Consider the following 20,310-nt stretch of genomic DNA (forward strand, 5'->3'; position numbering starts at 1 on the left):
AGTGGTAGGCGCGACAACTAGAGAACTGTAAGGAGAGGGAAAATGTTCGAGCTCGTAGACAACGTCCCGCAAAGTCCGGTCATCAAGGTGATCGGCGTCGGCGGTGGCGGCGGCAACGCCGTCAACCACATGGTGAAGAGCAGCATCGAAGGCGTCGAGTTCATCTGCGCCAACACCGATGCCCAGGCGCTGAAAAACATCGGCGCACGCACCATCCTGCAACTGGGTACCGGCGTGACCAAGGGTCTGGGTGCCGGTGCCAATCCGGAAGTCGGCCGTCAGGCCGCGCTGGAAGACCGTGAGCGCATCGCCGAGGTGCTGCAGGGCACCAACATGGTGTTCATCACCACCGGCATGGGCGGCGGTACCGGTACCGGCGCGGCGCCGATCATCGCCGAAGTGGCCAAGGAAATGGGCATCCTCACCGTTGCAGTGGTGACCCGTCCGTTCCCGTTCGAGGGCCGCAAGCGCATGCAGATCGCCGACGAAGGCATCCGCATGCTGGCTGAGAGCGTCGACTCGCTCATCACCATCCCCAACGAGAAGCTGCTGACCATCCTGGGCAAGGATGCCAGCCTGCTGTCCGCCTTTGCCAAGGCCGACGATGTCCTGGCCGGTGCCGTTCGCGGTATCTCCGACATCATCAAGCGCCCGGGCATGATCAACGTCGACTTCGCCGACGTGCGCACCGTCATGGGTGAAATGGGCATGGCGATGATGGGTACCGGCTGCGCCAGCGGCCCGAACCGCGCTCGCGAAGCCACCGAAGCGGCGATCCGCAACCCGCTGCTCGAAGACGTCAACCTGCAGGGCGCCCGCGGCATTCTGGTGAACATCACCGCAGGTCCGGACCTGTCGCTGGGTGAATACTCCGACGTGGGTAGCATCATCGAAGCCTTCGCCTCCGACCACGCCATGGTCAAGGTGGGCACCGTGATCGACCCTGACATGCGCGACGAACTGCACGTGACCGTGGTTGCCACGGGTCTGGGCGCGCGCATCGAAAAACCGGTGAAGGTGGTCGACAACACCCTGCAGACCGCTCAGCAGGCCTACGAGGCTTCCAACCCGGCGCCCGTTCGCCAGGAGCAGCCAGCCGTCAACTACCGTGACCTGGAGCGCCCGACCGTGATGCGCAACCAGGCCCACGCAGGTGCCGCTGCGGCAGCTAAACTCAACCCTCAGGATGACCTGGACTACCTCGATATCCCAGCCTTCCTGCGTCGTCAGGCCGATTGATGGAATTTATCAGGGGTATAAGGGTGATTGGTGTTCAGCAAAGGCCGGGTCTGTTATCATCCCCAGCCTTTGTTGATACCTGTTCGCATTATTTGCGCTGAAGCGGCCAATGCCATGATTAGACAACGCACCCTGAAGAATACCATCCGTGCCACGGGCGTCGGCCTGCACTCCGGGGAGAAGGTCTACCTGACCCTCAAGCCTGCGCCTGTCGACACCGGCATCGTCTTCCGTCGCGCCGACCTTGACCCTGTGGTCGAGATCCCGGCGCGTGCGGCCAATGTCGGTGAGACCACCATGTCCACCACGCTGGTCAACGGTGACGTCAAGGTCGATACGGTCGAGCACCTGCTCTCCGCCATGGCGGGCCTGGGCATCGATAACGCCTACGTCGAGCTCTCCGCCTCGGAAGTGCCGATCATGGATGGCAGCGCCGGTCCCTTCGTATTCCTGATTCAGTCTGCCGGCCTGGAAGAACAGGACGCAGCCAAGAAGTTCATCCGCATCCTGCGCGAAGTGACAGTGGTGGAGGGCGACAAGAGCGCCACCTTCCTGCCATTCGACGGGTTCAAGGTGAGCTTCGAGATCGACTTCGATCACCCGGTCCTCAAGGGCCAGACCCAGAGTGCGGTCGTCGACTTCTCCAGCACCTCGTTCGTGAAGGAAGTCAGCCGCGCCCGTACCTTCGGTTTCATGCGTGACATCGAGTACCTGCGCAAGCACAACCTTGCGCTGGGTGGCAGTGTCGAGAACGCCATCGTGGTCGACGAGACTGGTGTGCTCAACGAAGACGGCCTTCGTTCCGATGACGAATTCGTCAAGCACAAGATCCTCGACGCCATTGGCGACCTTTACCTGCTGGGCAACAGCCTGATCGGCGAGTTCAAGGGCTACAAGTCCGGCCACGCGCTGAACAACCAGCTGCTGCGCAAGCTCATTGCGGAAACCGATGCCTGGGAAGTGGTCACTTTCGAAGATGCCAGCACGGCACCGATCTCGTACATGCGCCCTGTTGCGGCCGTGTAAGTTCGAACACTCTCTAGTTCATTGAGGCCACCTTCGGGTGGCCTTTTTTATTTCAGCGCTTTTCTTTGTGCTTGGCGTGGCTGGCCAGTCGCTCCAGGGCAGCACGCAGCTTGGGATCGGCGATGCCTTCAGCGGAGTCGCGGATACTCTCGGCGGCATTGTCCGACAGCTCGGTCGTGTTACTGCCGCGCTTGGCCGGCACCAGCGGTGGCTGCACCTTGTAGAGGATGCGCTGCAGGTTGCCGAAGGCTTCCAGCGCCTGCAGCTGCCGCTGCAGGCGCTTTTGCTGGTAGCGCAGGCGGGTAGCCCAGTGGCCGTCGGTAACCACCAGCAGCAGGGTGCCATCGCGCCACGAAGCCACATGGCAATGCTCGCGGGCAGCCGGTTGCAGCTGGCTTTCCAGCAGGCGCTGCAGGTGCTCCAGGCGTTCGGCCTGGTTCAGCAGCAGGCGCAGCGGGCGGTTCTGGCGCAGCAGGGCGGCGGGCGGCTGGGCGGGGGAGGGTTTGAAGGCCATGGCGATATGCATGAGGTGGCAACCAAGATGGGCAGTCTAACACCTCTGTTGCTCGTGCTGCCCGCGAAGAGGCCGGTACAGGCGATACAAGATACGAGCCATTCTCGATACCTTTCATCCTCCTCTGGGTTGAACTCAGGGAAAATGCCCCTATCTTAGAAAAGCCCCCGCCTAAGCGCTGTGCCAGCATCGTGGCAATCGACCACTTTCCTCACCATCGTTTCCGGGTAGAATGCTCGTTCGCATGCGGCCTCAGGGCTGCACGGGCGACTCATGGGGCCGCCCTCCATCCCTACGTGTGGAAGATCCTGCCGATATGTTTGCGCCTTTGTTAAAGAAACTTTTTGGAAGCAAGAACGAGCGTGAAGTCAAACGCATGCTCAAGACGGTATCTATCGTCAATGCCTTCGAAGAGAAGATGGTGGCCCTCTCCGATGAGCAACTGCGGGCCAAGACCGCAGAGTTCAAGGAGCGCCTGGCCAAAGGCGAGACCCTGGACCAGCTGTTGCCCGAAGCCTTCGCCGTGGCCCGTGAGGCCGGCAAGCGCGTCATGGGCATGCGCCACTTCGACGTGCAGCTGATCGGCGGCATGACCCTGCACGAGGGCATGATCGCAGAAATGCGTACCGGTGAAGGCAAGACCTTGGTCGGTACCCTGGCCGTTTACCTCAACGCCCTGTCCGGCAAGGGTGTACACGTGGTCACGGTGAACGACTACCTGGCCCGTCGTGACGCCAACTGGATGCGCCCGCTGTACGAATTCCTCGGCCTGTCCGTGGGCATCGTCTCGGCCTTCCAGCCGCCTGAAGAAAAGCGCGCCGCCTACGCCGCCGACATCACCTACGGCACCAACAACGAATTCGGTTTCGATTACCTGCGCGACAACATGGCGTTCAGCCAGGAAGAGAAGTTCCAGCGTGAACTGAACTTCGCCGTGATCGACGAAGTCGACTCGATCCTCATCGACGAAGCGCGCACCCCGCTGATCATCTCCGGCCAGGCCGAAGACAGCTCCAAGCTGTACATCGAGATCAACCGCCTGATCCCGCGCCTGACCCAGCACATCGAAGAAGTCGAAGGCCAGGTCACCCAGGAAGGCCACTTCACCATCGACGAGAAGAGCCGCCAGGTCGAGCTCAACGAAGGCGGTCACCAGTACATCGAAGAAATGCTCACCCAGGCTGGCCTGCTGGCCGAAGGCGAGAGCCTGTACTCGGCGCACAACCTGGGCCTGCTGACCCACGTCTACGCCGGCCTGCGTGCGCACAAGCTGTTCCACCGCAACGTCGAGTACATCGTCCAGGACGGCCAGGTCCTGCTGATTGACGAGCACACCGGCCGTACCATGCCCGGCCGTCGCCTGTCCGAAGGCCTGCACCAGGCCATCGAGGCGAAAGAAAACCTGAACATCCAGGCCGAAAGCCAGACCCTGGCTTCGACCACCTTCCAGAACTACTTCCGCCTGTACAGCAAGCTGTCCGGCATGACCGGTACCGCTGACACCGAGGCGTTCGAGTTCGCCCAGATCTACGCCCTCAACGTGATGGTCATTCCGCCGAACAAGCCGCTCGCGCGTAAGGACTTCAACGACCTGGTGTACCTGACCGCCGACGAGAAATACGCCGCGATCATCGCCGACATCAAAGAGAGCATGACCCAGGGCCGCCCGATCCTGGTGGGTACCGCCACCATCGAAACCTCGGAGCACATGTCGAACCTGCTGAAGAAGGAAGGTATCGACCACAAGGTACTGAACGCCAAGTACCACGAGAAGGAAGCCGAGATCATCGCGCAAGCCGGTGCTCCGGGTGCGCTGACCATTGCCACCAACATGGCGGGCCGTGGTACCGACATCCTGCTGGGCGGTAACTGGGAAGCCGAAGTGGCCGCCCTGGAAAACCCGACGCCCGAGCAGATCGCCCAGATCAAGGCCGATTGGCAGAAGCGTCACCAGCAGGTGATTCAAGCCGGCGGCCTGCACGTGATCGCCTCCGAGCGCCACGAATCGCGCCGTATCGACAACCAGCTGCGTGGCCGTTCCGGCCGTCAGGGCGACCCGGGTTCGAGCCGCTTCTACCTGTCGCTGGAAGACAGCCTGATGCGCATCTTCGCCTCTGACCGGGTGAAGAACTTCATGAAGGCACTGGGCATGCAGTCCGGCGAGGCCATCGAGCACCGCATGGTCACCAACGCCATCGAGAAAGCCCAGCGCAAGGTCGAAGGCCGCAACTTCGACATCCGCAAACAGCTGCTCGAATACGATGACGTGGCCAACGAACAGCGCAAGGTGATCTACCACATGCGCAACAGCCTGCTGGCGGCCGAGAACATTGGCGACACCATCGCCGAGTTCCGTCAGGAGGTGCTGGACGCCACCATCAGCCAGCACATTCCGCCACAGTCTCTGCCAGAGCAGTGGGACGTGGCCGGCCTCGAAGCATCGCTGGCCAGCGACTTCGCCATGAAGCTGCCGATCCAGCAGTGGCTGGACGAGGACGATCACCTCTACGAGGAGACCCTGCGCGAGAAGCTGCTGAACGAGATCACCACCGCCTACACCGAGAAGGAAGACCAGGCCGGTATCGAGGCCCTGCGTACCTTCGAGAAGCAGATCCTGCTGCGCGTGCTGGATGACCTGTGGAAAGACCACCTGTCGACCATGGACCACCTGCGTCACGGTATCCACCTGCGTGGTTATGCGCAGAAGAACCCGAAGCAGGAGTACAAGCGCGAGTCGTTCTCGCTGTTCCAGGAACTGCTCGAATCGATCAAGCGCGACACCATCCGCGTGCTGTCGCACGTTCAGGTGCGCCGCGAAGACCCGGCCGAAGAAGAAGCCCGCCTGCGCCGCGAAGCCGAGGAACTGGCCAGCCGCATGCAGTTCCAGCATGCCGCCGCGCCGGGCCTTGAAAGCGAGCAGCTGAGCGAGGAGGGCGCCGAAGTGGCCGTGGCCGCTGCCCCGGTGCGCAACGACCTGAAGCTGGGCCGCAACGAGCCGTGCTGGTGTGGTTCGGGCAAGAAATTCAAGCATTGCCATGGTCAGATCGAGTGACCTGAGCTGATTGTTGTATCGTGACAACCCTGGGGGCCGCATTGCGGCCCCCTTTTTCCATATTCACCGTTTTCTAGGAGCGCTCTAATGGCTGTTGGTCTTGGTCCTTTGCCCACCCTGCACCCGGTTCCGGGTTTTGAACTCGGCATCGCTTCTGCTGGCATCAAGCGCCCCGGGCGCAAGGATGTGGTGGTCATGCGCTGTGCCGAAGGCTCCAGCGTGGCTGGCGTGTTCACCCTCAACGCCTTCTGTGCCGCTCCGGTGATCCTGTCCAAGCAACGCGTGCAGGGTACCGTGCGCTACCTGCTGACCAACACCGGCAATGCCAACGCCGGTACCGGCGCGCCAGGCCTGGCCGCTGCCGAACGTACCTGCGCCAAGCTGGCCGAGCTGACCGGCGTGCCGGCCGAATCCGTGCTGCCGTTCTCCACCGGTGTGATCGGTGAGCCACTGCCGGTCGAGAAGATCGAAGGCGCGCTGCAGGCCGCCCTGGACAACCTGTCGGAAAACCACTGGGCTGAAGCCGCCACCGGCATCATGACCACCGACACCCTGCCAAAAGGTGCCAGCCGCCAGTTCCAGCACGATGGCGTGACCGTCACCGTGACCGGTATCAGCAAAGGCGCCGGCATGATTCGCCCGAACATGGCCACCATGCTCGGCTACATCGCCACCGACGCCAAGGTCGCCCCGGCGGTGCTCAAGGACCTGATGCTCGACGGCGCCAACAAGTCGTTCAACCGCATCACCATCGACGGTGACACCTCGACCAACGACTGCTGCATGCTGATCGCCACCGGCAAGGCCAACCTGCCGGAAGTGACCGAAGCCAGCGGCGCGCTGTTCGAAGCGCTGAAGAAGGCGGTGTTCGAAGTGTGCATGGACGTGGCCCAGGCCATCGTCCGTGATGGCGAAGGCGCCACCAAGTTCGTCACCGTGCAGGTCAACGGTGGTGGCAACCACCAGGAGTGCCTGGATGTCGGTTACGCCGTGGCCCACTCGCCACTGATCAAGACCGCACTGTTCGCCTCCGACCCGAACTGGGGCCGGATTCTGGCTGCCGTGGGCCGTGCTGGTGTGCCGGAGCTGGATGTCAGCCTGATCGACGTGTACCTCGACAACGTGTGCATCGCCAGCCAGGGCGGCCGCAGCCCGAGCTACACCGAAGCGCAGGGTTCGGCAGTGATGGCCCAGGAAGAGATCACCATCCGTATCGAGCTTGGCCGTGGCCAGTGCAGCGAAACCATCTGGACCACCGACCTGTCCCACGAGTACGTGAAGATCAACGCCGAATATCGCACCTGATGTTAATGCGGCCGCTTTGCGGCCCTTCGCGGGCTTGCCCGCTCCCACAGGTACTGCACAATATTCAGGCCTTGTGCTGTACCTGTGGGAGCGGGCAAGCCCGCGAAGGGCTGCAAAGCAGCCCCAAAATCCCCAAATCCATGGAGCCGAACCATGACCTATCAATTGATTATCGGCGACAAGCTATATTCCTCCTGGTCGCTGCGTGGCGCCTTGGCCCTCGAGCTGGCTGGCGTGCCATACGAAGAATCGCTGATCAAACTGAACCAGCCCGACACCCGCAAGCGCATCCTCGAATTCTCCGCCACCGGCAAGGTGCCGCTGCTCAAGACCGAGCACGGGGTGATCGCCGATTCCCTGGCCATCGCCGAATACCTCAACGAACGCCACCCCGAGGCCCAGCTGTGGCCGGCCGATGTGGCCGCCCGTGCCCAGGCTCGTTCGGCCTGCGCGCAGATGCACAGCGGCTTCTTCGCCCTGCGCGGTGCCATGTCGTTCGACCTGACCCGTGACCAGGCGCTGGAGAACATCCCGCTGGACGTGCAAGTGGACATTGACCGTATCGTCGCGCTGTGGTCCGAGTGCCGCCTGGTCGCCAAGGACAGCGGGCCGTTCCTGTTCGGCAAACCGACCCTGGCCGATGCCTTCTTCGCCCCGGTGGCGGTGCGCCTGCGCACCTACCGCGTGGAAGTGCCTGCTGAGGCCGCCACCTATATCGAAACCATTTACCAGTGGCCGGCCTTCCAGGCCTGGCAGCAAGCTGGCCTGGCGGAGTGTGAAGGTTGAAACGGATTCATGTTGTAGCCGCGGTGATCCGCGGTGCTGACGGGCGCATTCTGATTGCGCGCCGCGCCGATACCCAGCACCAGGGTGGCCTGTGGGAATTCCCTGGCGGCAAGGTGGAAGAAGGCGAAGGCGTCGAAGCGGCGCTGGCCCGTGAGCTGCGTGAAGAACTGGGCATTGAGGTGACCGCTTCACGGGCGCTGATCAAGGTCAGCCACGACTACCCGGACAAGCAGGTGCTGCTGGATGTTCGCGAGGTCGACGCGTTTACCGGCGAGCCCCATGGCGCGGAAGGCCAGCCTCTGGCCTGGGTCGCGCCGCGTGACCTGGCGCAGTACGAATTCCCAGAGGCCAACAAGCCGATCGTCGCGGCTGCGCGCTTGCCGGATCAGTACCTGATCACGCCGGATGGCCTGGGAGTGCCGGCGATGCTCAAGGGTATCCAGAAGGCCGTCGCCAGTGGTATCCGCCTGATCCAGCTGCGCGCCCCGGACATGTACGACCCCAAGTACCGCGATGTGGCGGTGGACGCGGTGGGCCTGTGCGCCGGCAAGGCGCAGCTGATGCTCAAGGGGCCGCTGGAGTGGCTGGGAGACTTCCCGTCCGCCGGTTGGCACCTGACCGCCGCGCAGCTGCGCAAGTATGCCGCCAAAGGCCGTCCGTTCCCAAAGGAGCGCTGGCTGGCGGCGTCGTGCCACAGCGCCGAAGAGTTGGCCTTGGCCGAGCAGATGGGCGTGGACTTCGTCACCCTGTCGCCGGTGCAGGCGACCCAGACCCATCCCGAGGCGGTACCGCTGGGGTGGGATGAGGCGCAACGGCTGATTGCCGGGTTCAACCAGCCGGTGTATCTGCTGGGTGGGGTGGGGCCGGGTGAGCGGGAAAAGGCCTGGGAAGCCGGAGCCCAAGGTGTCGCCGGGATCCGCGCGTTCTGGCCGGAATAACTGGGGCCGCGCTGCGGCCCATTCGCGGGCAAGCCCGCCCCCACAGGTACAGCGCCGGATTCGAACGATGCGCCGTACCTGTGGGAGCGGGCTTGCCCGCGAATGGGCTGCAAAGCAGCCCCGGTGATATCAGCCCTGAGGCTTCTCTGCAGGCTGCCACAGCACCTCTGCAACACCTTGCCGCCGCCCGATGATCCGCGCCGCCACAAACAGCAGATCGGAAAGCCGGTTGATATACGCCAACCCAACCCCCGCCAACGGTTCCAGCGCATTCAACTGCTGGCACCGCCGCTCCGCGCTCCGCGCCAGGCTGCGGCACACATGGGCCTGCGCCACCAGCGTCGAACCACTGGGCAGAATGAAATTCTTCAGTGGTCCCAGTTCCTCGTTCCATATATCGATCGCTGCCTCCAGCCGCTCCACCTCTGCCTGGTTCAAGGCCTGGTAGCTGGGCATCGCCAACTCGCCGCCAAGGTCGAACAAGCGATGCTGGCAAGGCGCCAGAACGTTGCTCACTTCTTCCAGCCCCTGCTCGGCAAGGCCCGCCAGCAACAGCCCGAGCTGGCTGTTGAGGCTGTCCACCTCGCCGATCGCTTCGACCCGCGGGTGGTCCTTGGGCACCCGCCGCCCGTCGCCCAGGCCGGTCTCGCCCTGGTCGCCAGTGCGGGTGTAGATCTTCGACAGGCGATAGCCCATGTCATGCCTCCGTGTGGGTCGGCACCGCCGCTGGCGGCTGGCCGAGGGGCAGGCGCAGGGTGAAGCAGGTGCCCTGGCCGGGCGTGGACTGCACCTCCATCTGCCCCTTGTGGTTGTTGGTGATGATGAAGTACGAAACCGACAGCCCGAGCCCGGTGCCCTGGCCGATTTCCTTGGTGGTGAAGAACGGCTCGAAGGTGCGTTTGCGCACGGTTTCGGGCATGCCCACGCCGTTGTCCTCGACCTGGATCTCGGCCCAGGGTGGGTTGAGTTTGGTGCGCAGGGTGATACGCCCTGGCTCGCTGGGCTGTGGCCGCTGGTGGATGGCCTGGGCAGCGTTCTTCAGCAGGTTCAGCAGCACCTGTTCCAGCTCGTTGGCGGTGCAGGGCACCGGGCCGAGGTTGGGGTCGAACTGGCGGACAATGGCCTGGCCCTTGAAGTCGAAGCCGATGGTCAGGTCGAAGTCGTTGCTGGCAATTTCCACGGCCTGGTCGATCAGCGCCGGCAGCTCGCAGGGCGCCAGCTGGCGGTTGCTGCGGCGGCTGAAGCTGAGCATGTGGGTGACGATCTTGGCGGCGCGCGCGCCAGCCTGCTGAATGCCGTCGAGCAGTTGCGGCACTTCGCGGTTCTCGAGGTAGCGGTTGACGCTGGGCAGGTCGATGCCCAGTTCGCTCGCCTGTTCCTGGTTGCGCGGCAGTTCCGGCGACAGGCGCCGGCGAATGTTCTGCACGTTATGCAGGATTGCGCCCAGCGGGTTGTTGATTTCGTGGGCCATGCCGGCCGCGAGGCCCCCGACCGAGAGCATCTTCTCTGACTGCACCATCATCTCTTCCAGCGACAGGCGCTGGGTGATGTCGTCGATACGGATGACCACGCCGCGGCCGCCACCGCCCATCAGCGGGTAGAAGGTCAGGGCGTAGTGGCGCAGGTCCTCGCCCTTGGGCCAGGTGACCCGCTCGATCTTCGCCACCCGGTGTTTCTCGACGCTTTCCTTGAGCTGTGGCAGGAACGGCTTGAGCGGCTCGAAGGCGATGAAGATCGGCTGGTTCAGCGCTTCGTCCAGCGGCGTGCCGGAGAGCACCGTGGCCTCGTGGTTCCATTGCGTGACGTAGAGCTGCTCATCGAGGGCGATCAGTGCCGAGGGCATGGAGTCGATGATGCTGTTGAGGTAGTTCTGGAAACCGGTGAGTTTCTTTTCGATCTTGCTGCGCACCTGGACTTCCAGTTCCAGCTTGCGGTTGGTGTGGCGGGTTTCTTCGGCCAGGCCCTGGGCCTGGTCGTAGGCCGTCTGGAATTCGTCGCGGGTGCGCTTGAGCTGCTGCTCGCGGGCCTCGATGCGCGAGAGCATGGTGTTGAAGGCTTCGGCGAGGCTGCCGATCTCGTCGTCGTTGCCGCGGGTGGCGCGCAGGGCATAGCTTTCCTCGCGAGTGACCTGGCGGCTGAGTTCTTCGAGCTGGTTGATCGGCTGGGTGATCAGGCGTTTGATCTGCCGGGCGATGATCATCCACAGCAGGATGCTGAACACCAGGATCGCCAGGCTGGCGCTGAGCGTGCCGGTGTAGAACGCGGTGGGCAACTCGCTGCTGGCCACCAGCAGCAAGTGTGCCGGTGGGCTGGCATCGCGGGGGATGCGGATCAGCTGGGTGCTGCGGAACTCCATCAGGCGCCAGCCGTCGATGTTGCGATAGCGCTTGGGCAGGACCAGTGGCTCGCCGTGCTGCAGCTGGGCCAGCATGTTGCCGTCGCCGCCGTAGACGGCGGCCGCACGTAGCGGGGTGTAGCTGTCCAGCTCCTTGAGCAGGGCCGTGGCGGTCTCGGCGGAGTCGCCGGCACGGGCCGACAGCTGCGGGGTTGCCACCAGCTTGCCGATGGTCTGCAGCGCCTGCGGCGCCATGCTCTCCTGGGTGATCCAGTAGGCGGCGCTGATGAAGGTCAGGTTGGCCACCAGCAGGATGGTCACCAGCAGGACCAGCAGGGCCGCCAGCAGTTTCTGCCCGACCGGGAGGTTTTCCAGGCGTTGGCGCAGGCTCATGGGCAAGGCAATGTCCGTATTGGGTTGGGGTCAGGCGCTGGGCAAACCACGCGCACGCAGGTTATCGACCAGGCGCCGGTGCAGGTGTTCCAGCCCTGGCAGCAACATGCCGTGGCGCGCGGCTGCCCGGCAGACGTGGCCCAGCAGGTAGTGCACCTCGGTACGCCGGCCAGCGCGCACGTCCTGGTACATGGAAGAGTAGTTGGCGGCGGTGGCGAGGATCACCCGCTGCACTTCTTCGTCCAGATCGGCCGCTGCCTCGGGCTGGCCGCAACGGCGCAGCAATTCGGCCAGTTCCCTGCTCAGCGCCTCGACCTCATCGAGGTGCCCGAGCAAACCGCCGTTCTGGCAATCGTGCAGCACGGTCAGCGGGTTGATGGCGCAATTCAGCGCCAGCTTGCGCCACAGGCGGGTCAGGATGTCGACAGTCCATTGGCCCGGGATGCCGGCGTCGTTCAGGTCATCGAACCATTCGGGGGTGGTGGGGTTGGCCGGGTCCCCCAGCCAGTTGAAGCCATGGCCGGCAAAATGCACCCGCCAGTCGTCCTCGCGGAACGCGCCTTCGGTGCTGGATGCGAAGATACAGCGGGCGAGGGGGGCTTGGTCGGCGACTTCGTCCTGGCTGCCGAGGCCGTTCTGCAACAGCACGATTTCCGCGCCTTCAGCCAGGCGCGGTGCCAGGCGGGCGATGGCGGGCGCGGCATCGTAGGCTTTGCAGGCCACCAGCAGGCGATGAATGGGGCCGCCGGACTCGGCTGTTTCGGCCGGGATGGCGTAGAGGTTCGCCTGGTCCTGTTCGACCAGCGTCAGGCCACCGGCCTGCTGGTAGGCCTGCAGGCGCTGCGCATCGCGCAGGATCAGGCGTACCGCCTTGCCGGCGCGGGCCAGGCGGCAGGCCCAGAGGCTGCCGAGGCTACCGGCGCCGAGAATATGCCAGGTGCTGCTCATCTGCGTTTCGCAACCCGTTATAATGAGCCCGCATTTTAACCTTCTAACACCGACGCGCTCCATGTTCAGACTGAGCGCGCTTTTATTTTATGGAGAATACCCATGCCTTCGTTCGACGTGGTATCGGAACTGGACAAGCACGAAGTGCAGAACGCGGTCGACAACGCCATCAAGGACCTCGACCGCCGCTATGACCTCAAGGGCAAGGGCAGCTTCGAGTTCAAGGACAAGGAGCAGACCGTGGTGCTGACCGCCGAGGAAGAGTTCCAGCTCGAAGCCATGCTGGAAATCCTGCGCCTGGCGCTGGTCAAGCGCAAGATCGACGTGAAGTGCCTGGAAACCAAGGACCCGTACGCCTCGGGCAAGGAAAAGAAACAGGAAGCCAAGTTCCGCGAAGGCATCGACAAGGACCTGGCCAAGAAGATCGTCGCCACCATCAAGGACGGCAAGCTCAAGGTCCAGGCCGCCATCCAGGGTGAGCAGGTGCGTGTCACCGGCAAGAAGCGCGACGACCTGCAGGAAGCCATCGCCCTGCTGCGCACCAAGGAATTCGACATGCCGCTGCAGTTCAACAACTTCCGCGACTGATCGCAGGGTTGTCCGGAACCCCGATGGCGTAATGATGTCCATGGGGTCCATGGCCGCCGAACCGACGGCGGCCTGCTATACGTGTACATGCCGTTCGGCATCAGGAGATGAACATGGATTTGAACGCTGAAGTCGATCAGCTGGTCCGCCAATCGCAGACCTGGGTCCCCTTGATCATGGAATACGGCAGCCGCCTGCTGCTGGCACTGCTGACCTTGGCCATTGGCTGGTGGCTTACCAATGTGGTCAGCGATCGCCTCGCCAGGCTGGTGGGTTTGCGCGTACAAGACCCGGCACTGCAGGGCTTCATCCGCACCCTGGCCAACATCATCCTCAAGGTCATGCTGGCGATCAGCGTTGCCTCGATGATCGGCATTGAAACCACTTCGTTCGTGGCGGCGATCGGTGGTGCCACGCTGGCCATCGGCCTGGCGTTGCAGGGCAGCCTGGCCAACTTCGCCGGTGGTGTGCTGATCCTGCTGTTCCGCCCGTTCCGCATCGGCGACTGGATCGAAGCGCAGGGCGTATCCGGCACCGTCGACAGCATCCAGATCTTCCACACCGTGCTGCGTACCGGTGACAACAAGACCGTGATCATGCCCAACGGCAGCCTGTCCAACGGCATCATCACCAACACCAACCGCCAGCCGACGCGCAAGGTGGTGTTCGACGTAGGCGTGGACTACGAGGCCGATCTGCAGAAGGCGCGCAACGTGCTACTGGAGCTGGCGCAGGACCCGCGCGTGCTGCCGGACCCTGCTCCGCAGGCGGTGGTGGCGACCTTGGGCGACAGCTCGATCACCGTGTCGCTGCGCCTGTGGACCAAGACCTCCGACTACTGGGACGTGATGTTCATGCTCAACGAGCATGCCCGTGACCGGTTGAAGGCCGAAGGGATCGATATCCCGTTCCCGCAGCGGGTGATTCGCGTGGTGCAGGAGACTGCAGCGCAGTAACGCGATTTGAAAGCTGGGGCCGCTGTGCGCCTCTTCGCGGGCAAGCCCGCTCCCACAGGAATGTCGCGGGCTTCGATCCCTGTGCAGACCTGTGGGAGCGGGCTTGCCCGCGAAGGGGTGCGCAGCGGCCCCGGCTTTTTCAGCTCCTTACACTTGTTCACAGCAATTGCCCGCCATTTCTGGCATATACCCTGACCCGTCCTGCCTGCACCCGATACGCCATCATGAAACCACTGCTATACATCACCCCCCTCCGGGCCTTGTTGTTCGGCCTGACCCTGGCCCTGTTCGAGCTGCTCACCTACCTGGCCAGCGATGCCGTGATGCCGGCCATGCCGGTGGTGGTCGAGCACCTGAACGCCAGCCCCGAATACATTCCCCATGCGCTCAACCTGTACCTGCTTGGTGGGGTGGTGCTGCAATGGCTGATCGGCCCGCTGGCCGACCGCTATGGGCGCCGCCCGCTGCTGCTGGCCGGCTGTGCCTTCTTTGGCGTTGCCTGCCTGGCCACCTATTGGGTGCAGGACATCGGCTTGTTCAACCTGCTGCGCCTGCTGCAGGGCATCGGCCTGGGCTTCGTGGTGACGGTCAGCTACCCGGCGCTCAACGAGTCGTTCAGCGAAGCCGACGCGGTGCGCATGATGGCGTTGCTGGCCAACATCGCCTTGTTGTCGCCGCTGCTCGGCCCGCTGGTCGGTACCCTGATGCTGCAGTGGCTGGACTGGCGCTGGCTGTTCGTGGCCTTTGCCATCGGTGCGGTGCTCTGCTGGTTGCTGCTGTACCGCCTCATGCCGGAAACCCTCGGTGTGGAGCGTCGTGATGGCTCACGCCTGCCGTTCACGCCGATCCACCTGCTGCCACTGCTCGTCGGCTACGGCCAGCTGCTGGCCAACCGCAAGTTCGTCGCCGGCAGTGCCGCGCTGGGCCTGGTAGGCCTGCCGCTGATTGGCTGGATCGGCCTGTCGCCGGTGTTGCTGATCCACGATGAGGGGCTGAGCACGATGGAATATGCACTGTGGCAGTTGCCGGTGTTCGGTGGGCTGATCCTGGGTAACCTGATCATCAACCGCATCGCTGATCGTTACCCGCTGCCGGCCTTGGTGCGCGGTGCGCTGTGGCCGTACCTGGCCGGGCTGTGCCTGATGGTGCTGGCGACCTGGTGCTGGCCGACGGTCACCAGCGTGGTCGCGGGCATGTCGCTGTATGCGTTGGGGCTGGGTGTGGCCAATGCGGTGCTGTACCGCATGACGCTGTTCGCCAGCGAGCAGAGCAAGGGGCTGGTGTCGGCGATGCTGGGGATGATCACCATTGCCCTGCTGGGGCTGGGTGGCGCGGTACTGGCGATGATCGGGGCAGGGGCGAGCTTGCTGCACTTTGCCCTGGCGGCGGGCGTGGCAGGGGCCTTGGCGCTGTGGCCGCTCTGGTTCGTGGTAGGCGGGCGGCCTGGGGAAGGGGCTGTGGCGCAATAATCCTGGTTGCTTGCAGCGGCGCTTTCGCGGGCTCGCCCGCTCCCACAGGTACACCACTGCTTTCAGGGCAAGTGGAGAACCTGTGGGAGCGGGCGAGCCCGCGAAGAGGCCGGTACAGGCAGTAGAGCGCTGTCAGGGCTGCTCGGCCGCCGGGTTATCCACCGGCACCTGCTTTCCCCGGCTCACTTCCTGGCGCCAGTGCAGCGCAATCAGGATCAGCGTGGGCACGCCGAGCAGCGCAGTGATCAGGAAGAAGTCGTGGTACCCGTACTTTTCCACCATCACCCCTGAATACCCGCCGATCAGCCGCGGTAGCAACAGCATGATCGAGCTGAGCAGCGCGTATTGCGTGGCCGAGAACTTCAGGTTGGTCAGGCTCGACAGGTAGGCGACGAACGCCGAGGTGGCCAGGCCCGAGCTGAAGTTGTCCAGCGAAATGGTCACCACCAGCATCTCCAGGTTCGGCCCCATGTCGGCCAGCATCAGGAACAGGATGTTGGTGGCCGCCGAGGCCGCACCGCCGATGAACAGGATCGGCAGAATGCCGAAACGCACGATCAGCAAGCCACCGACGCCGGCACCGACCAGGGTCATGATCAGGCCGAAGACCTTGCTGACGCTGGCGATCTGGTCCTTGGTGAAGCCCATGTCGATGTAGAACACGTTGGCCATCACGCCCATGACCGTGTCCGACATGCGATAGGTGGCGATCAGCCCGAGCAGCAACAGGGCCTGCCAGCGGTAGCGGGCGATGAAGTCGTGCACCGGTGTCAGCACCGGCGCCAGGCCACGGCGGCCCAGGCTCGAAAGGCAGGCCCAGGTCAGCAGCACGTAGAGGATCAGGCGCAGGAAGGCACGGTCTTCGAGCAGCAGGTCGAGGGGGGTCGCATCGCCGGAAATGACGCTCGACCAGCCGGTGTTGAACATCTGGGTGAAGCTGGCCGGTACCGACACCAGCAGGATGATCAGCACGAACACCGAGGCCATCTGGTGCATCAGGCCGTAGCGCGCAGCCGACAGCTGGGTGCGCATCGGCACCGGCGGCTCCCGCATCACCAGAGTGGTAAACAGTGCCGGCAGCATCATCACGCCGAACAGCACGTAGGTGCCGGCCCAGGCCTTGTGCAGGTAGCTGAAACCGGTGGAACCGAACCATTCGGCAAAGAACAGTGCGCCCGCGGTGGCGAGCAGGGCGGCAACCCGGTAACCGGCCATGTAGCTGGCGGCGAGGGCGGCCTGGCGCTGATCGTCGGCGATTTCGAGGCGGTAGGCGTCGACGGCGATGTCCTGGGTGGCCGAGGCAAAGGCCACCAGCACCGCCAGGGCAATCAGCCAGGAAAGGTGTTGCTGCGGGTCGCACAGGCTCATGCCGACCAGGCCGATCACCACCAGCGACTGCGAGAGCAACAGCCACGAACGCCGCCGCCCCAGGCCGCCAAGCAACGGCAGGCGCCACTGGTCGAGCAGGGGTGACCAGACCCATTTGAAGGCGTAGGCCAAGCCGATCAGGCTGGCATAGCCAATCGTTTCACGGGCCACACCCGCTTCGCGCAGCCACACCGACAGGGTCGAGAACACCAGCATGTAGGGCAGGCCGGCGGCGAAGCCCAGCAGCAAAAGTACCAAGGTTGACGGGCTGGCATAGGCAGCGAGCGCAGCGCGCCAGGTTTTACGGGGCATGGGCCAACATCTGCCTCAAATTTGCGAAAACAAAGCGCGCACTCTAACCGCTGTGCTCCATCGGGCGCCAGCCATGGCGCATCATATCCACACGATTGTTAGTCACATTCACCCCCTCTGCGCGCAGTCTGGCCCGCTGTTCATCGCCCGAAAGCGTGCCCAGCGCCAGGCTCAGGCGCCCGCCCGCGCCGAGTACCCGATGCCAGGGCAGGCGGGTATCGGCTGGCAACTGCCCGAGGGTGCGGCCAACCCAGCGTGCCGCTCGCCCGAGCCCTGCCAGCTCGGCAAGCTGGCCATAGCTGACCACCTTGCCTTCGGGTACCTGGCCAAGCACCGAATACAGGGCCGTTCGTCGGGCTTCGGGCGACGCCTGCGTGTGCTCATATCCCTCAGACATCAGGGCAGCCCTGGCCTGGGATGAAACCGGACGAATGGTTGCGGCAAATGAGAGTTGAACTCAATGGCATGCTCCTGGGTCTGTCCTTGCTCTGGTCGTCGGTATCTGGATAATGCCCGGCTTTTTTCGTCAAATCGAACCTGTAGCGCGCTTATGTATTCTAGATCCTTGCTGTGCCTGTTGACCGCTTCCCTGTGCGCCGCCCCGGCGTTCGCCGACACCGTGTGGATGAAGAACGGTGACCGCCTTTCGGGCAAGATCAAGGTGTTCGACGGCGGCAAGCTGTTGCTCGAGACCCCCTACGGCGGCTCCATCGCACTGGACTGGAAACAGGTCCAGACGCTGGAAAGCGACCAGGAGATGCTGGTCAAGCAGGACGCCTACACCGGTGAGAAGGCCAAATCGCTCAAGGCTGCCGAGCCAGGCAAGGTCACCCTGGCCAATGGTGATGCACCCAAAACCGTGGAGCTTGCCAGTATCGAGCAGATCATGAAGCCCAAGCCACTGGTCGAGGACTTCGTCTGGAAGGGCAACGTCGACGTGGCCATGGATTACAAGCGTGCCGAGAACGATACCGACGACTATGACATCGGTTTCAAGACCACCGCGCGGCACGGTCGCTGGCGGCACAACGCCGAAGGCGAGTACAACCGCGAGACCAAGGACGACGTGACCACCACCGAGAACTGGAGCGCCGAGTACGCACTCGACCGCTTCATCACCGAGAAGTGGTTCTGGCAGGGGCGCATGGAGTACAAGCGCGACCGGGTCGAAGACCTGGCCCGCCAGCGCACCGTCGGTACCGGCCCTGGCTACCAGTTCTGGGACGACGAGCTGGGCGCGTTCTCGCTGGGCTCGTTGATCAACCGTACCGATTTCGAGTACCAGGACGGTGCCAAGGACAACTTCTACTCGGCGGCAGTGAAGTGGGACTACACCCGCTACCTGATCGGCAAGAACGTCCAGCTGTTCACCAATGGCGAGTTCGCCAAGCCGCTGGGCGGCGTGGCCGACTACTCGCTGGATGCCGAGGTGGGGCTGCGTTACAAGGTCACCGAATGGGCCTCGCTCAACCTCAAGGCGGAGAAGGACATCATCACCGGCACGCGCGAAAGCGACCTGGACAAGACCCGCTACACCGCAGGGTTTGGCGTGACCTGGTAAGCGCTCGCCAGTGGCGGTGGTGGGTGATAATGCTTATCTTGTCACCCATCCAGCCGCCAACAGGAGCCGCCCTCAGTGAGTACCCATGCCATCCGCCCCGCCCGGGAACTGCTGCTCAAGGAATACCGCGGCGTGCTCTCGACCCATTCCAAGTCCATGCCGGGTTTCCCGTTCGGTTCGGTGGTGCCTTACTGCCTGGATGCCGAGGGCAACCCGCTGATCCTGATCAGCCGCATCGCCCAACACACCCACAACCTGCTCAAGGACCCCAAGTGCTCGCTGCTGGTGGGTGAACGTGAGGCAGAGGACGTGCAGGCCGTTGGCCGCCTGACGGTCATGGCCGAGGCGCACAAGTTAGTCGATGAGACGGCCATCGAGGCGGCGGCCGAACGCTACTACCGCTATTTCCCCGATGCGGCCAACTATCACAAGGCCCACGATTTCGACTTCTGGGTCCTGCAGCCGGTGCGCCATCGCTACATTGGCGGCTTCGGTGCCATCCACTGGCTCGACCAGGTGACCTTGGCCAATCCGTTCGCCGGCAAGGCCGAGGCGAGCATGATCGAACACATGAACAGCGACCATGCCAGTGCCATCGCCCATTACGTAGCGCTGAGCGACCTGCCGAGCAACGTACCGGCACAGATGGTCGGCATCGACAGCGAAGGCATGCACCTGCGTATCGGCCAGGGTATCTACTGGTTGGCGTTCCCCGCGTCTTGCAACACGCCGACACAAGTGCGCGAAGCCCTGGTTTTGCTGGCGCGCGCCGACCAATGGCCGACTGCGACGGAAGTCGAGGCTTGAAATACCGAGCGCACGCATCCATTTGTAGGTCTTACTGGAAGGGTTTCTTCCGACGAGGAATGCTTTGATGCGTGCTTTTCTATTGCTGTTTCTGTTGTTCCCGGTGCTGGAGTTGTTCGTCTTCGTCAAGGTCAGCGCCGCGATCGGTTTCTTTCCGGCGCTGCTGCTGATCATCGCCGGCTCCGCCCTCGGGGTGCTGGTGGTGCGTGTGGCGGGCCTCGCCACCGCGCTGCGTGCCCGTGAAAGCCTGCAGCGTGGCGAACTGCCCGCCGAGGACATGTTCCAGGGCCTGATGCTGGCCGTGGGGGGTGGTTTGCTGCTGCTGCCAGGCTTCATCAGCGACGTGCTGGGCCTGCTGTGCCTGCTGCCGTTCACCCGCCACCTGGCGGCGCGCAAGATGCGCGAGCGTGCCGAAGCCCAGGCCATGCGCCAGCGCGCGTTCCAGGACGACCCGTTCCAGGCACAGCCGCGTGATGGCGGCCATCGCCCGAACGTGATCGAAGGCGAGTACGAGCGCCGCGACAAATAGATACACCTGTAACCTCCGGGGCCGCACAAGCGGCCCCGGTCTTTTTCAACGGGCTGAAAAATTTTCCATCTCAAGCCTTGTAATTGAATATGGCGGCCTCATGTATGTGGTCACCGCAAGGTTTCTGGTGGCAACACCAGACATGACACAGGTGGTTCGCCCTCGGCGGGCCACCCCCGGCAAC

18 protein-coding genes are annotated in these 20,310 nt (G+C 63.7%); 12 read left to right on the forward strand and 6 right to left on the reverse strand.

Annotated features, from left to right (window positions below; genetic code table 11):
• Positions 1–42: 42 nt before the first annotated feature.
• Together ftsZ and lpxC are read left to right on the forward strand one after the other, a co-directional pair.
• Positions 43–1,239, forward strand: a complete 1,197-nt coding sequence (gene ftsZ, locus CAF78_RS08930) for a cell division protein FtsZ (RefSeq protein ID WP_003251871.1) — start codon at positions 43–45, stop codon at positions 1,237–1,239.
• Between the two features lie 114 nt (positions 1,240–1,353).
• Complete coding sequence (lpxC, locus tag CAF78_RS08935; protein WP_060508542.1) at positions 1,354–2,265, forward strand: UDP-3-O-acyl-N-acetylglucosamine deacetylase; 912 nt, start codon at positions 1,354–1,356, stop codon at positions 2,263–2,265.
• Positions 2,266–2,317: 52 nt separating this feature from the next.
• Here the strand turns inward: lpxC and CAF78_RS08940 are convergent, their stop codons facing one another.
• Positions 2,318–2,779 carry a DUF721 domain-containing protein gene (locus CAF78_RS08940; RefSeq protein WP_085675290.1) on the reverse strand — a complete coding sequence of 154 codons (462 nt, stop codon included), beginning with the start codon at positions 2,777–2,779 and terminating at the stop codon, positions 2,318–2,320.
• A 316-nt stretch (positions 2,780–3,095) separates the two neighbouring features.
• On the opposite strand from CAF78_RS08940, the gene secA reads away from it, so the two are divergent.
• The 4 genes from secA to CAF78_RS08960 all read left to right on the forward strand — a co-directional run bounded on the left by secA (position 3,096) and on the right by CAF78_RS08960 (position 8,860).
• A complete protein-coding gene (gene secA, locus CAF78_RS08945; RefSeq protein ID WP_085675084.1) occupies positions 3,096–5,831 on the forward strand; it encodes a preprotein translocase subunit SecA in 2,736 nt (911 codons plus the stop codon).
• A gap of 87 nt (positions 5,832–5,918) precedes the next feature.
• Positions 5,919–7,136 carry a bifunctional glutamate N-acetyltransferase/amino-acid acetyltransferase ArgJ gene (gene argJ / locus CAF78_RS08950; RefSeq protein WP_085675085.1) on the forward strand — a complete coding sequence of 406 codons (1,218 nt, stop codon included), beginning with the start codon at positions 5,919–5,921 and terminating at the stop codon, positions 7,134–7,136.
• Positions 7,137–7,289: 153 nt separating this feature from the next.
• Entirely contained in the window at positions 7,290–7,922 is a 633-nt protein-coding gene (locus CAF78_RS08955) for a glutathione S-transferase family protein (RefSeq protein WP_085675086.1), read from the forward strand.
• The gene (locus CAF78_RS08960) at positions 7,919–8,860 is read left to right on the forward strand and encodes a Nudix family hydrolase (protein WP_085675087.1); all 942 of its coding nucleotides are present in this window, start codon (positions 7,919–7,921) and stop codon (positions 8,858–8,860) included. The genes CAF78_RS08955 and CAF78_RS08960 overlap by 4 nt, the downstream gene beginning before the upstream one ends.
• Positions 8,861–8,989: 129 nt before the next feature.
• Here CAF78_RS08960 and CAF78_RS08965 read toward each other — a convergent pair whose 3' ends face one another.
• The 3 genes from CAF78_RS08965 to CAF78_RS08975 are packed head-to-tail and all read right to left on the reverse strand — an operon-like array spanning position 8,990 to position 12,536.
• Positions 8,990–9,556, reverse strand: coding sequence for a cob(I)yrinic acid a,c-diamide adenosyltransferase (locus CAF78_RS08965; protein ID WP_085675088.1), 567 nt, complete (start codon positions 9,554–9,556; stop codon positions 8,990–8,992).
• 1 nt (position 9,557) lies between these two features.
• Positions 9,558–11,588, reverse strand: a complete 2,031-nt coding sequence (locus CAF78_RS08970) for an ATP-binding protein (protein ID WP_085675089.1) — start codon at positions 11,586–11,588, stop codon at positions 9,558–9,560.
• 30 nt (positions 11,589–11,618) lie between these two features.
• A complete protein-coding gene (locus tag CAF78_RS08975; protein ID WP_085675090.1) occupies positions 11,619–12,536 on the reverse strand; it encodes a putative 2-dehydropantoate 2-reductase in 918 nt (305 codons plus the stop codon).
• Positions 12,537–12,638: 102 nt separating this feature from the next.
• Between CAF78_RS08975 and CAF78_RS08980 the strand changes: the two genes are divergently transcribed.
• The 3 genes from CAF78_RS08980 to CAF78_RS08990 all read left to right on the forward strand — a co-directional run bounded on the left by CAF78_RS08980 (position 12,639) and on the right by CAF78_RS08990 (position 15,549).
• The gene (locus tag CAF78_RS08980) at positions 12,639–13,124 is read left to right on the forward strand and encodes a YajQ family cyclic di-GMP-binding protein (protein ID WP_054884610.1); all 486 of its coding nucleotides are present in this window, start codon (positions 12,639–12,641) and stop codon (positions 13,122–13,124) included.
• 113 nt (positions 13,125–13,237) lie between these two features.
• The gene (locus CAF78_RS08985) at positions 13,238–14,080 is read left to right on the forward strand and encodes a mechanosensitive ion channel family protein (protein ID WP_085675091.1); all 843 of its coding nucleotides are present in this window, start codon (positions 13,238–13,240) and stop codon (positions 14,078–14,080) included.
• A gap of 224 nt (positions 14,081–14,304) precedes the next feature.
• Entirely contained in the window at positions 14,305–15,549 is a 1,245-nt protein-coding gene (locus CAF78_RS08990; RefSeq protein ID WP_085675092.1) for an MFS transporter, read from the forward strand.
• A gap of 132 nt (positions 15,550–15,681) precedes the next feature.
• On the opposite strand, the gene CAF78_RS08995 is transcribed toward CAF78_RS08990, so the two are convergent.
• Positions 15,682–17,229: an AmpG family muropeptide MFS transporter gene (locus tag CAF78_RS08995; RefSeq protein ID WP_085675093.1), complete on the reverse strand. Its 1,548-nt coding sequence runs from the start codon at positions 17,227–17,229 to the stop codon at positions 15,682–15,684.
• A gap of 43 nt (positions 17,230–17,272) precedes the next feature.
• Positions 17,273–17,626: an MGMT family protein gene (locus CAF78_RS09000; RefSeq protein WP_085675094.1), complete on the reverse strand. Its 354-nt coding sequence runs from the start codon at positions 17,624–17,626 to the stop codon at positions 17,273–17,275.
• Positions 17,627–17,779: 153 nt separating this feature from the next.
• Here CAF78_RS09000 and CAF78_RS09005 point away from each other — a divergent pair, with 153 nt between their 5' ends.
• From CAF78_RS09005 to CAF78_RS09015, 3 genes are all read left to right on the forward strand, one after another.
• Positions 17,780–18,790, forward strand: coding sequence for a DUF481 domain-containing protein (locus CAF78_RS09005; protein WP_085675095.1), 1,011 nt, complete (start codon positions 17,780–17,782; stop codon positions 18,788–18,790).
• 75 nt (positions 18,791–18,865) lie between these two features.
• A complete protein-coding gene (locus tag CAF78_RS09010; RefSeq protein WP_085675096.1) occupies positions 18,866–19,597 on the forward strand; it encodes a HugZ family protein in 732 nt (243 codons plus the stop codon).
• A 67-nt stretch (positions 19,598–19,664) separates the two neighbouring features.
• Positions 19,665–20,126: an FxsA family protein gene (locus CAF78_RS09015; RefSeq protein ID WP_085675097.1), complete on the forward strand. Its 462-nt coding sequence runs from the start codon at positions 19,665–19,667 to the stop codon at positions 20,124–20,126.
• The last annotated feature ends 184 nt before the right edge of the window (positions 20,127–20,310 follow it).

The sequence above is a fragment of the Pseudomonas sp. R28(2017) genome (assembly GCF_002112505.1).
GTDB lineage: Bacteria > Pseudomonadota > Gammaproteobacteria > Pseudomonadales > Pseudomonadaceae > Aquipseudomonas.